General features: G+C 61.4%; 10 protein-coding genes and 1 tRNA gene. 7 read left to right on the top strand and 4 right to left on the bottom strand.

Translation table 11 applies throughout. The annotated features are described in order from the left end of the window. Positions 1-15 precede the first annotated feature (15 nt). Positions 16-861 (bottom strand): alpha/beta fold hydrolase, encoded by an 846-nt coding sequence (locus F7R90_RS05815; protein ID WP_158056316.1) that lies wholly within the window; start codon positions 859-861, stop codon positions 16-18. A 209-nt stretch (positions 862-1,070) separates the two neighbouring features. Here F7R90_RS05815 and F7R90_RS05810 point away from each other — a divergent pair, with 209 nt between their 5' ends. Next, positions 1,071-2,495 carry an FAD-binding oxidoreductase gene (locus tag F7R90_RS05810; RefSeq protein WP_158056315.1) on the top strand — a complete coding sequence of 475 codons (1,425 nt, stop codon included), beginning with the start codon at positions 1,071-1,073 and terminating at the stop codon, positions 2,493-2,495. A 27-nt stretch (positions 2,496-2,522) separates the two neighbouring features. Here the strand turns inward: F7R90_RS05810 and F7R90_RS05805 are convergent, their stop codons facing one another. From F7R90_RS05805 to F7R90_RS05795, 3 genes are all read right to left on the bottom strand, one after another. Beyond that, a complete protein-coding gene (locus tag F7R90_RS05805) occupies positions 2,523-2,912 on the bottom strand; it encodes a DUF5518 domain-containing protein (protein ID WP_158056314.1) in 390 nt (129 codons plus the stop codon). Between the two features lie 323 nt (positions 2,913-3,235). Further along, positions 3,236-3,310: transfer RNA gene (locus F7R90_RS05800), tRNA-Glu, on the bottom strand. 112 nt (positions 3,311-3,422) lie between these two features. Further along, a complete protein-coding gene (locus F7R90_RS05795; RefSeq protein ID WP_158056313.1) occupies positions 3,423-5,411 on the bottom strand; it encodes a 3-hydroxyacyl-CoA dehydrogenase/enoyl-CoA hydratase family protein in 1,989 nt (662 codons plus the stop codon). Positions 5,412-5,526: 115 nt separating this feature from the next. Between F7R90_RS05795 and F7R90_RS05790 the strand changes: the two genes are divergently transcribed. The 6 genes from F7R90_RS05790 to F7R90_RS05765 all read left to right on the top strand — a co-directional run bounded on the left by F7R90_RS05790 (position 5,527) and on the right by F7R90_RS05765 (position 13,399). After that, positions 5,527-6,678 (top strand): acyl-CoA dehydrogenase family protein, encoded by a 1,152-nt coding sequence (locus F7R90_RS05790; protein ID WP_158056312.1) that lies wholly within the window; start codon positions 5,527-5,529, stop codon positions 6,676-6,678. 206 nt (positions 6,679-6,884) lie between these two features. After that, positions 6,885-8,516 (top strand): S8 family serine peptidase, encoded by a 1,632-nt coding sequence (locus F7R90_RS05785; protein WP_158056311.1) that lies wholly within the window; start codon positions 6,885-6,887, stop codon positions 8,514-8,516. A 240-nt stretch (positions 8,517-8,756) separates the two neighbouring features. Next, entirely contained in the window at positions 8,757-10,253 is a 1,497-nt protein-coding gene (locus F7R90_RS05780) for an ABC transporter substrate-binding protein (protein ID WP_158056310.1), read from the top strand. Positions 10,254-10,285: 32 nt separating this feature from the next. Beyond that, the gene (locus F7R90_RS05775; RefSeq protein WP_158056309.1) at positions 10,286-11,233 is read left to right on the top strand and encodes a carbohydrate ABC transporter permease; all 948 of its coding nucleotides are present in this window, start codon (positions 10,286-10,288) and stop codon (positions 11,231-11,233) included. 58 nt (positions 11,234-11,291) lie between these two features. Continuing rightward, positions 11,292-12,161 carry a carbohydrate ABC transporter permease gene (locus tag F7R90_RS05770; RefSeq protein WP_158056308.1) on the top strand — a complete coding sequence of 290 codons (870 nt, stop codon included), beginning with the start codon at positions 11,292-11,294 and terminating at the stop codon, positions 12,159-12,161. Next, complete coding sequence (locus tag F7R90_RS05765) at positions 12,158-13,399, top strand: ABC transporter ATP-binding protein (protein WP_158056307.1); 1,242 nt, start codon at positions 12,158-12,160, stop codon at positions 13,397-13,399. Before F7R90_RS05770 ends, F7R90_RS05765 begins: the two co-directional genes overlap by 4 nt. Positions 13,400-13,404 lie beyond the last annotated feature (5 nt).

Raw genomic sequence — 13,404 nt, 5'->3', positions numbered from 1 at the left:
GCGGCGGCCTGTGTCTCAAATTGAATCGACGAACTCCCCGACGACGCGGTTGAAGTGGTCGGGTTCTTCGAGCGAGAGACAGTGGCCGCTCTCCTCGAAGCGTTCGAACTCCGCGTTCGGGAGCAGTCGCGCGACGTGTTCGACGGAGGCTACCGAGCGCCACTTTTCGTCTGCGCCAGCACAGACCAGTGCAGGCACGTCGAGGTTCGGAAGCACCTCGCGGTAGTCGCGCACGGTGTAGTCGAACAGAATCGCACTCTTGATGGGTGGTGGGGTACGAGTCGTCTCGTCGAACACCAGTTGCTGAATTTCGGGGGACGGCGGGTCCTTGAACGTCAACTCCATCTGCATCTCGACCAGCGACGAGTGGTCCGTCTGGACGAGTTCGAGCACGTCCGTGAGTCGTTCGAGGTCGGTGCCGCCGTACTCCGAGTCGTCCCAGTCGAACGCCGTCGCGGCCATGTCCACGACCACGAGGCCAGCGATGTCGTCGGCACCGAACTGGTCGAGATACTCCCAGGCGACGAGCGCGCCCATCGACCACCCCACGAGGACTACGTCTTCGAGGTCTCGCTGGTCGAGAAACGACCGGAGGTCGCGGGCGTACTGGGGAACCGTGTGGCCGATTTCGGTCTTCTCGGAGCGGCCGTGTCCCCGGTAGTCGAGCGCGACCGTGTGATGGTCCCCCGAGAGGCCGGACAACTGCTCGTCGAAGAACCGAATTCCGGTCGTGACACCCGGAAGGAGGACGATTGGATTGTTCGACTCCAGACCGCTGGACGCTGAACTTCCTGCCTCCGAATTGGCTGGTTGTTCGTCTTCGAAGTAGAGGTCGGCCCCGTTGCACTGTTCGTATGGCATACGCTACCGTGTCGAGAGAGGGGACGAAAACTCTGAGCGATGCGGTCCAGTGGTGCCGACGTAGTACTTACCGAATTTGCATCTGAAGCCATACTAAGAACGTCTCTTCAAAATTCGACGTTCTGACGGAACTGCGAGACGGGAATCGAAGAGTGAATTCCTGAAACTCGTAATACACGTTTTTTGCCGTCGCCAGCGACATACGGTCCATGGTGGGGGATCCCGAAGCAGGGAGAGCGACGCAAGAAACGATAGCAGAAGACGCGCTCGAAGCGTTCGCGGAACGCTTCCGAGGCGAAGTCGTCAGACCCGACGACGGCGAGTACGACAGTGCCAGGCAAGTCTGGAACGGGACGATAGACAAGTATCCCGCGATAATCGCGCGGTGTGCAGGAACCGCCGACGTAGTCGCGGCAGTCGAATTTGCCCGCGAAGAGGACCTGCGCGTGGCGGTTCGCGGCGGCGGGCACAACGTCGCCGGGACGGGGGTCTGTGACGGTGGCATCGTCATCGACCTCTCGGCGATGCGCGGCGTTCACGTCGATTTAGACGCCGGGACAGTCCGCGCGCAGGGCGGCGCGACGTGGGGCGACGTAGACAGCGAGACGCAGGTGTTCGGGCAGATGACGCCCGGAGGGGCAATCTCTTCGACAGGTATCGCCGGACTGACCCTCGGAGGGGGATATGGCTGGACGCGCCGCACGCATGGTCTGACCTGCGACAACCTCGTGTCGGCAGACGTAGTCACTGCCGACGGCAACGTCGTCACCGCGAGCGAGGACCAACACTCTGACCTCTTCTGGGCGCTCCGTGGCGGCGGCGGTAACTTCGGCGTCGTCACCTCCTTCGAGTTCGACTTGTACGAACTTGGTCCAGAGATACTCTTCTTGGGCGCGATGTATCCGCTGGACGACGCTCCGACCGTCCTCAGCGAGTGGGTAGACTACATGGAGACGGCCCCCGACGAACTCACCGCAGACGCGGACGTTTGGACGATTCCAGAAACGCCGATGTTTCCAGAAGAACTCCACGGAACGCCGTTTGTCGGCATCCTCGGCACCTACGCGGGTGACTTCGAGGAGGGTGAAGGAGTTGTCGAGCCACTTCGGACGATTACGAAGCCACTGCTGGACATGACCGGCCCGATGGACTACTTGCAGTTGCAGTCGATGCTCGACCCCTTCTTCCCGAAGGGCGCACGGTACTACTGGAAGTCCCGGTATCTGACCGATTTGAACGAGGACGCTATCGAGACGATTGTGGAGTACGGTCGCAAGCGGCCCTCGGGCCAGTCGGTGATTCCGATTCGCTCGCGTGGCGGCGCGGTCACCCGCGTCGGGAGCGACGAAACTGCGTTCCCCGACCGGAGTTCGCCGTTCATGCTGAGCATCGACGGAGCGTGGGAAGATTCCAGCGAAGACGACGAGAACGTCGAGTGGGTCCGAGAGTTCTGGGAGGCGATGGAACCGTACGCCGCCGAGCAAGGGTACCAGAACTTCTCGATGTTAGACGAGGCAGACGAGACGGCGGCGACGATGTACGGCGACAACTACGACCGACTGGTCACGGTGAAAGACGAGTACGACCCGAAGAACGTGTTCCAGTCGAACGCGAACGTCCGACCGAGTGACTGAGTAAGTCGATTTACAGTTTACGTCGAGTTACAGTTCTTTCCGGACGTAGACGCCCAGCAAGCCGCCGAGCGCACCCGCGAGAACGAGATAGCCGAGGACGAACACGAAGATCATCATCGCTAAGAGACCGCCAATCCCGAGCATCGGATCTACACCGAGGAAGAGAAATCCGACGACGAGCCACGCGACGAAGAACGCCGGGATGGCGGCGATGCCACCAGAGAGTGCGCCGACTTTCAGGCCGTCTCGCTCTTGGAGGTAGCCCGCGACGGCACCGCCGACGATGGCGGCGAACGGGAGGAGAGGCGCGGTGACGACGGTGACGACTGCCCCGATGAGCGCGTTCATCAGGGTGTTCGGTTCTGGGTCGGACCGAGATTGGCGCTCTCGGGAGACGGTCGTCGTTCGTTGGGACATGTTCGGAAGTTTGTGTGTGGACGGCAAATACTTTCGGTGGAAAAGGCGTGGCTGTTTGACGTCGAACTTGGAGAAGCGCTCCGTCAGGGAGTGAGCAGATCGAATGTCTGCAAGCGTCAAGAGAGTCGCAAAGCGAGTCTTTCAGGATTCCAATTCGCAAACGCCTCGCTGTTGCTCGACGGTTTGCTTCAGGAAAATGCTCCGTCAGGGATTTGAACCACGCCCAGACGTTCCTGCTCACTTCGTTGCGCGGGCGTGCGACTGGTTTAGTTCAAATCCCTGAGCGTGCGCTTCCTTCTTCCTCACGTTGTTCCTCAGAAGAATGCTCCGTCAGGGATTTGAACCCTGGTCATCGGCTCGAAAGGCCGAAATGATTGGCCGGACTACACCAACGGAGCGAACTCACGTTCCTGCTGAACGCATTTCTTCGTTTATCGCTGAATAGTTTAAGGCTTCCGTTATCGCACGAAGAGAAAGGTGTGAGACGGTCACACCCGACTCGCCACTCGTTTACTTCCCTTCGAACTCAGGTTCCCCGTCGCCCATGAACGCCGTGATGCCTTCCATCAGGTCGTCGGTGCTCATGAGGTGGCCGAACGCTTGCGATTCGACTTCGAGACCGGCGTCGGTGTCGTCGCGGCCCGCGAGCATCGCGCGCTTGGTGTACTTCTGGGCAACCGGCGGCCCAGCAGCCAAATCACGAGCCAATTCGCCTGCTCGGTCTTCGAACTCAGAGACTTCGACGACTTCGTTGATGAAGCCGTAGTCTGCCATCGTCTCGGCGTCGAAGCGGTCGGCGGTGAAGATGATTTCTTTCGCACGACCTTCACCGACGATGTGCTTGAGTCGCTGGGTGCCGCCCCAACCGGGGAGCAAACCGAGGTTGTGTTCTGGCTGGCCGAGTTCCGAGCGGTCGCTGGCGATGCGCATGTCCGCGCAGGTCGCCAGTTCCATGCCGCCGCCGAGGCAGTAGCCGTCGATGGCCGCCAACACTGGCATCGGGCAGGCTTCGAGTTTGCCGAAGGTGTCTTGGCCCTTCTTCGAGAGTTCGACCGCTTCGAGCGGGTCGCCGCCGCCAGCGGCCATGCTCTGTACGTCCGCACCCGCGGAGAACGCCTTGTCGCCTTCGCCGACGAGTAGGATGGCGCGCACGTCGTCGTCCTCGGTGAGTGCGTCGATGGCCTCGCCGAGTTCGCCGAGCAGTTCGCCGCTGATGGTGTTCATGCGGTGCGGGCGGTCGATGACGAGTTTCCCGAGGTAGTCCCCGGGCTTCTCGACGCGAATGGTGTCGTACTCGTACTGTCCGGACTCGTCGTCGCCGTCGCCGTCCTCGCCGCCGTAGAAGCCACCCTCCTCGGCGGCTTCACTGAGGTAGTCGGCTGGCTCGTAGCGTGGTTCGCCGGTCTCCTCGTGGAGGTCTTCGAGCGTTTCGAGTAGCGAGTCGAGACCTGCTTCGTCGGCCATCTTCGCCGGACCGTCCGGGAATCCAGTACCGAGCATCATGGCCTCGTCGATGGCGGCGGGGTCGGCCACGTCGTTGCCGACGAGTTTGGCGACTTCGTTGGCCATCACTGCGAGGAGGCGCGCCTCGACGAATTCCTTGCCCGCGTCTGTTGGTATCTGTGCACCCTCGCCGTCCTCGTAGTCGTAGAATCCCTTACCGGACTTCTTGCCGTAGTGCTCGTTCTCCAGTTTCTGTTGGGAGAGCGGGCATGGCGCGTAGGCCTCGCCGAGTACGTCGTGCATGTATTCAAGAACGTGCTGGCCCACGTCGAGGCCGACTTGGTCGGTGAGTTCGAACAGGCCCATCGGGAGACCCATGTCGAACTTCGCGGTCGAGTCCACCTCAGCGATAGTCGCCTCGTCGTCGTAGACAAGCCACGCCGCCTCGTTCATCAGCGGGACCAGCACGCGGTTGACGATGAAGCCGGGGCTGTCCTTACGGACGCGGACGGGCGTCTTGCCCATCTCCTCGGCGAGGTCTTCGGTCAGGTCGAGCACCTCGTCGTCGGTGTGTGCGCCGGAGATTACTTCGACCAACTGCATCCGAACCGGCGGGTTGAAGAAGTGCATCCCGCAGAACCGCTCGGGGCGCTCCGTGACCTCCGAGAGTTCCGTCACCGAGAGACTGGACGTGTTCGTGGCGAAGACGGCGCGGTCGGGCGCGTACTCCTCCAACTCACCGTACACGTCCTTCTTGATGTCCATCTTCTCTGGGACTGCCTCGATGACGAAGTCGGCGTCCGAGACGGCTTCCTCGAAGTCCACGATTGGCGTCACTCTGTCGAGTGCCGCGTCTGCTTCTTCCTCGGAAAGTTGGTCTTTCTCGGCGAGTTTGCCGAGACTCCACTCGATTTGGTCGTAGCCGTTCTGGACGAACTCGTCTTTGATGTCTCGCAGGTTCACGTCGAACCCCGCGATGGCCGCGACTTCCGCGATGCCGTGGCCCATGTTGCCAGCACCGAGAACCGCGATGGTGTTGATATCGTCTACCTCCATACGCGTGGCGTCGTCTGGAAGGCGTTTGAACGTTTCCCTATCCGAGATTAAAAACTATCTTCGAGTTTATTCCCGGTTACAAAGGACTTTAGGGTCGGGTGTGTAACCCCGGCCCATGGACTTCGGACTCTCCGACGAGCAGAAACAGATTCGAGAAGAAGTTCGACGCTTCGCCGAGAACGAAATCGCTCCCGTAGCGAAAGAGTACGACGTCGAAGAGAAGTACCCGTGGGACGTGATGGACAAGGCCGCCGAGATGGGACTGCTCGGCGCGCACATCCCCCTCGATTACGGCGGTGCGGGCTACAGTAACCTCGAATCCGCAATCATCACCGAGGAACTGTTCGCCGTAGACGCTGGCATTGGTCTCTGCATCACCTCCGCCGCGTTCGGCGCGGACGCCATCATGCAGTTCGGGACCGACGACCAGAAAGAGCGCTTCCTGCGGCCAATCGCGGAAGGCGAGCAAATCATGGGCGCGGCGATTTCCGAGCCTGACACCGGCTCTGACGTGTCCAGCGTCTCGACCAGCGCCGAGAAGGACGGCGACGAGTGGGTCATCAACGGCAACAAGATGTGGATTACGAACGGCTCTGTCGGCGACTTCTACGTCGTCCTCTGTCAGACCGACCCCGACGCAGACGGTCGCTACAACGGCTTCAGCCAAATCGTGGTCGAGTCCGACCGCGACGGCTTCGAGTCCGAGAAGATTACGGGCAAACTCGGTATCCGTTCGTCGGACACCGCCGAACTCATTCTGGACGACGTGCGTGTCCCCGAGGAGAACCTCATCGGGACCCGCGGCATGGGCTTCCTCCAGCAGATGCAGTTCTTCGACGAGACTCGCACGGCCGTCGCCGCCCAGGGCGTCGGTATCGCAAAGGGTGCCAGCGAGGCCGCACTCGACTACGCCGAGGAGCGCGAGCAGTTCGGCCGTCAAATCGGCGACTTCCAGGCGATTCAGCACAAACTCGCCGACATGCACACCCGAACCGAGGCCGCGCGCAACCTGACCTACAAGGCCGCGTGGAACGTGGACCAGGGCGAGGACATCACGAAACTCGCCAGCATGGCCAAGGAGTTCGCCTCCCGCGTGGCCGTGGACGTTGCCAACGAAGCCGTCCAGATTCACGGCGGCGCAGGCTACGTCAACGACTTCCCCGTCGAGCGGTTCTACCGCGACGCGAAGATCACCCAAATCTACGAGGGCACCACGGAAATTCAGAAGAACATCATCGCTCGCGAACTGCTCGGCAAAGGCTTCTAACGACCGTCTCTCCAGAAGCCACCGAGACGAGGTTTCTCTTTCTTGCCGTCGCCCGCTGATTCGCTACGCTCCCGTGCCGCTCGAACTTCCATTTGTTAACCCAATTATTGTACTTTCTTATAGTGTAGAAATTAGTGTGAGAAAATGAAACATAAGTTGTTTACTGTTTCACTAGTCTTAAGTTCAACCCATGTAGGAGAGTCCGTATGGTAGACAAACCCAATCGACGCTCGTTTCTGAAAGGGGCAGGTGCTGCAGTCGCCGGTCTCACGCTCCCGACCGCTACGGTCTCCGCGAAGTCGAGAGAGGACCGCTTCATCATCGACTTACAGAACGTCTCCGAAGGCGCGCTCGACGGCCTGACCGTCGTCCACGACCTCAGTCAAATCGACATCGCCGTCGTCGAAGGCGAGAAGGACGCGGTCGAGGGACTGCGCCACTCGAAAGACGTGGAGATGGAGTTTCAGGTGGACAGGGAGCATCGCGACGACGATGACGACGACCACGACTGGGGTGGCGACAACCACCACCACAAAGACTGGACGATACCCTCCCGCTACGAGTACCAGTGGGACAAACAGGCTCAGGACCTGCTCGGCGTGTACCAGAAGACTACGGGCGAAGGCACCCGCGTGTCGGTCATCGACTCCGGTGCGATGCGAGGCCATCCCGACCTCACCAACGCGCTCAACACCGACCTGTCGAAGAACTTCACCGGCGACGGCGGCGACTTCACGCCGTGGTACAACGACCACGGTACCCACGTCTCGGGCATCATCGCCGCGGACGGATCGAACGAGAAGGGCATTCTCGGCTCTGCACCGAATACCGACCTCGTAGAACTCCGCGTGTTCACCGGGCCGTTCGCCTTCTTCGGCGACATCATCGCGGCGATGACCTACAGCGGCGACATCGAATCCGACGTGGCGAACATGAGTCTCGGCGTCTACCCGCTCCCGAACGACGCCGACACCGCGACGCTCCGAGACTCTATCGAACGTGCCACCGACTACGCCGCCGAGAAGGGCACGCTGATGGTCGCGGCCGCGGGCAACGACGGCGTCAACCTCGACACGGACGGCGACGTGATTAGCCTGCCGAACGAGGCGGACAACGTGATGAGCGTCAGCGCGACCGGTCCAATCGGCTACCGCTGGGACGACGAGAAGTCGAACGACGACAACTCGGACGAAGACTCGGACGACGAAGACGGTTGGCACGAATACGGCGACGACGACGGCCACCGCGGACGCGGAGACGAAGACGGCTGGCACGGACACGGCGACAGAGACGGCTACGACCGCTACAGGTTCCCCTTCGACGACCCGATCTACGACCTGCAGAAGCCGACGACGACGCCCGCGACGTACACGAACTACGGCGAAGAAGCGGTTGACGTGAGCGCGGCCGGTGGAAACATTCCCCAGGACGCACCCGAGGACGCCAAGACCCAGTACGACATGGTGTTGAGCACCATCTTCGAGTGGGCCGACGACGGTAGCATGAAGCCGTCCTACGGGTGGAAGGCGGGCACTTCGATGGCCGCACCGCAGGTCACTGCGGCCGCGGCACTGGTCAAGAGCGTCAACCCAGACGCGTCGCCCAAGCAAATCCGGGAACACCTCGAAGCGACCGCTGACGACCTCCACCAGCCGTCGTACAGCGGTGAGGGCCACCTCGACCTCGCGGCGGCCGTCTTCTGGCCGATATGGGGCGGCGACCACGATTGGGGCGACGATGACGACGACGGCCACGGGCATCACGACGACGACGAACGTGACGACGACCACGGCTGGGACGGCGGTCACGACGACGAAAAGCACGGAGACGAGGACTGAGGACGTGCGCCTGTAGTTCCCTCTCAACTTCTTCCCTCGACTTCTCTCCTCAACTTCTTCGACGCTCGCGCCGCGACGGTGTCGCGCCGTGAGTAAATCACAGTTCGAGAGAGCAGTAGACGAGGAGACGACGACGGTAAATTATATCCTCCGAACGAGAAACTCTAGTCGGGAATCTGTCGGTACTCTCGCAAAGACGTTAAGCATTTTTAATGATATATATGGTCGGAGTGGGGGAGCATGCAACGGCGTCAATTCATCGAAGCGGCGGGGGCAGTCGGTCTCGCGGGACTCAGTGGGTACACGAACCGACAACAAGACACGTATCTCTCGCAAGCCCAACAACTCGGGCTGAGCGAGAACTGGCAGCAGCGACGCATCGGCGCGGCGAGTAACTGGACCGCCCAACAGCGACAGGGAGTACCGAACAGAGAGCAAGACACGACGTGGACGAACTCAGAGTCGTTCCAGACCGCGCCGTGGGAACCACCGGAAGGCTGGCAGGACACGGCCGCAGGCAACGTAGACAGCATCCAGATTCTGAACCACGGCGCGGCCAACATGGAGTTCGACCCGGCCACGCTGGCGACCCACGAACTGTTCGAGGAGAAGACGGGCATTACCGTAGACGTACTCGAAATCGGAGTGGACCAAGCGAACCTGCGCGAACAGCAGTTCCTCAGTTCTCAACAGAGTTCGCCGCACGTGATGAACGTAGACGGCCCGCTGACACCGGTATTCGTCCAGCAAGGTTATCTCGAAGCGGTGGACCCGCTGTACACCGAGGAGATGTGGGACTCGTACATCCCGGCACTGCGCAGTCTGGTCGAGTGGGACATCGATCCGAATCGACAGGGGACCCATCAGTACGGCTTCCCGAACATCGCGGAAGCGACTGTCGGAAGCCTCCGTACCGACCTCGTCCAAGAGCAGGGCATCGACCCGGCACGGTTCGACGGCGAGTGGTCGTGGGACCTGCTCGAAGAGATGATGGCCGCGTTCGAGGATACCGACGTGTTCGGGTTCGCCTACTACGCTGGGACGCCGGTCTATCTCTTCTACTCGTTCAGGCAACTGCTCTACCAGCAGGGTGGCCGCATGGTCCAAGACGACGGCACCGTGCAAATCGACACGCCACCCGCACGAACCGTACTGCGAAAGATGGCCGAGTGGCGCGACAACGGCTGGGTGCCCCAAGAGGTCATCTCCTACGGCGAGGGCGACATCATCGACCTGTTCTTGGCTGGGCGAGTAGCCTACGCGGAAGGGTTCAGCGACTTCGTGCCGCGAGCGCTCGCACAGTACGACGCCAACAGTCAATACCGTGCGGTCGTTCCGGCGGCCGCGAACACCGGGCCGAATCCGACGCAGGCCTCGCTCGTCGCGCCGAACGCGACGGCCATCAACCCGTTCGCGGACACCGGACACAAACTGGCGGGACTGCTCTACGGCGACCTGCGTCTCTCCTACCCGAGTCAGTGGTGGGAGTTCACTTTCGAGGGAAACATGTCGTTCATGGACCAAGTCTACGGCGACGCGGCCGACCAAGACGCAGTGCCGTTCAGCGACGTGCTCGGGTCGGCCATCGACCGGGGCGTCCTCGAACTGTTCCCACAGCAGCAGGCCATCTTCCAGCGATTAGCGACGACGTTCCAGCAGGCAATCGTCGGAGACATGACGCCACAGCAGGCGACACAGCAAGGCCAACAGTTCGTGGACGACGTTCTCGGCCAATAACTCTCGGCTGACTCTTCACTATCTCCTGACCGATGGCCTTCGAAGAAACCAGACGCGTTCCACAGACCACGTTCGGCCGCACGAAGCGACGCGTCTCGAAGTTGCTCAACGACCACATTCGCATCACCTTGCTCGGCCCGGCGCTCGTGAGTCTGTTGCTCATCTTCGTCTACCCCGTGGCAGTCCTCGTCTGGAGTTCGTTCCACCGGACGCTCGGTTTCGTCACGGAGTTCGACCCGACGTACAACTACGAGAAGATGCTCACGGACCCGACGTTCTGGAGCGCCGTCGAGAAGACGCTGACCTACTCGTTCGGCTCGTTTTTCTTCTCGATGGCCGCGGGCCTCGTCATCGCGCTCGCGCTCAACCGCGTCGTCAGAAAGCGACTGCGGGACACCTACACGACGCTCATCCTGCTGTCGTGGGCCGTCCCGCTCTCCATCGTCGGCGTGACGTGGCGCTGGATGTTCAACGGGCAACTCGGCGTGGTGAATCAGTTGCTAGTAGACCTCGGAATCCTATCGAGCGGCTACTCGTGGCTCGCCGACCCGCTGACCGCGATGGCACTCATCGTCGTCGCCGACTCGTGGTCGCGCATCCCGTTCGCGGCAATCGTAATGCTGGCCGGACTCCAGTCGATTCCGCAGGAGATGTACGACGCCGCGAAGGTGGACGGCGCGACCTCCTTCCAGACGTTCTGGCACGTGACGGTGCCGTACCTTCGGCCCTCCTTCTTCGTCGCGGGACTGATAAACTGGATGTTCGCGTTCCGGGCGTTCGCCATTCCGTTCTCGACTACCGGCGGCGGGCCAGCAGGCGCGACCGAAGTACTGGCCATCTACATCCACCGTTTCGGCATCGAACTGTTCGACTTCGGATTCGCTTCGGCGGTGTCGATGTTCCTCGTCGCGGTGACGCTGATAATTGCGAGCATCTACGTGACCACCATCTTAGAACAGATTTCGGAGATAGCAGAATGAGAGGACGCGAGACAGAAGCGGAAGCGAGCGAAACAGAACCTGACGAGGAGGGCGAGCGATGAGCGGCGCTCGAATCGGCATCGAGAGCTACCGCCGCAGACAGGGGTTCTGGAACGCCGTCGAGAGTCCGTTCGTCGTCCACCTCGTCCTCTTTCTGGCGGTGTTCTTCGTCACAGCACCGCTCGTCTGGGAACTGCTGACTTCGTTCAAGACGAATCAGGCGGTCTACGACCTGACGTACTTCCCGCGAAATCCGACGTTAGAGAGTTACCACATCGCGCTCGTCGAGCGAGGATTCTGGAGGGCCATCGTCAACAGCATCATCATCTCGACTGCTTCGACAGTTGCGGTGATGGCCCTCGGAACGCCCGCAGGCTACGTCTTCAGCAGGTATCGCTTCCCGTTCGACAACCTCGTGTTCACGTTCGTCCTGTTCACGCGACTGTTTCCGCCCATCGGCTTGGTCGTGCCGTACTACCGCATCATGGGACTGGCCGGGCTTCTGAACACCAGAGTCGGCATCGTCGTCGCCAACGTCTACCTCTGGTTGCCGCTAGTCGTCTACATCATGCGCAACTTCTTCATCACCATCCCGAAGGAGTTGGACGAGGCGGCCCGTGTAGACGGCTGTACCAAGCTACAGGCGTTCCGCCACGTCGTCTTCCCAGTCGTCCTGCCGGGGTTCGCGGCGGGGACGATTCTGACCTTTCTGTACTCGTGGCGCGAGTTCCTCTTCGCGTTCACGGTCAGCACCGACCTCTCATCGATGACGATTCCGGTCGCCACCTACCTCTTCGTCGGCGACACGTCCATCCAGTGGGCGTCGATGGCCGCGGCGGCGGTGGTTGCGACGATTCCGTCCGCTCTCGTCGTCTTCTTCTTCCAGCGATACATCGTCGTCGGACTCACCGGAGGCCTGAAGAGATGAGCGACACAGCACCGAGCGAATCCACCGACGGGGAAGTAACGAACGACCGAGAAACCGGTACGCAGGAACGCAATCTCAGCCTGCGACTGCTGGAGGTCAGAAAGACGTTCGAAGAAGGCGACACGCCGGTCGTCGCGGTCGATAACGTCTCCATGGACATCTACGACGGCGAGTTCGTGGTCCTCGTCGGCCCCTCTGGCTGTGGCAAGACCACGACGCTCCGGATGGTCGCAGGTCTCGAACAGCCCTCGGAGGGCCGCATCGAGATTCACGGCAAAGACGTCTCGGGGCTGGACCCACGCGAGCGTAACGTGGCGATGGTGTTCCAGAACTACGCGCTGTATCCGCACAAGACCGTCCGGGAGAACCTCGCGTTCCCGCTGACGATTCGGAAGTATCCGAAAGACGAACGGAGCGAGCGCGTGCAGAACGTCGCCGAACTGCTCGGCATCCCAGAACTGCTCGACAGAAAGCCCGGCGACCTCTCTGGCGGCCAGCAACAGCGGGTCGCGCTCGGCAGGGCAATCATCCGGGACCCGGAGCTGTTCCTGTTCGACGAGCCGCTGAGCAACTTGGACGCGAAACTCCGCATCCAGATGCGCACGGAGTTGAACAAGCTCCACGACCGGGTCGGCAAGACTTCGGTGTACGTTACGCACGACCAAGAGGAGGCGATGACGCTCGGCGACCGCGTGGCGGTCATGCGCGACGGACAACTCCAGCAGTTCGACCCGCCACAGCGCGTCTACGACGCGCCGGTCAACCGATTCGTCGCGGGATTCATCGGCGAACCGCCGATGAACTTCTTCGACGTGAGCCTCGCCGAACGGGAGGACGGTCTCTGGCTCGTCTCCGAGGCGTTCGAACTCGCAGTGCCGGACGAGATGGCCGACAAACTCGACTCGTGGGAGGGCAATCGTGACGAACTCGTCTTCGGGGTTCGGCCCGAGAACTTGCACGACGCCGCGCTTCTCGCTGGCGAGCAACGAGCGGTTCACTCGTTCCAAGCCCGCGTTCGCGTCGTCGAACCGATGGGGTCGAACAAGGACCTGACGCTGGCCCCCAGCACGGAAGCTGACGACGAACGCTTGCTGGCCGACGAGGCCGAGGAGTTCACCGCACGCGTCTCGAACGACAGCGAAGTGACGGCGGGTGACCTAATTACCCTCGCGGTAGAGATGTCGAAGGCGCACGTCTTCGACGGCGCGACCGGGGAGAATCTGACAGTGAGAGAGTGACTCGA

It is taken from the genome of Halorussus halophilus (genome assembly GCF_008831545.1).
In the GTDB taxonomy this organism is placed as follows: domain Archaea; phylum Halobacteriota; class Halobacteria; order Halobacteriales; family Haladaptataceae; genus Halorussus; species Halorussus halophilus.
Note: the sequence above shows the minus strand (reverse complement) of the source record. Positions and strands in the feature narration are given on the sequence as shown.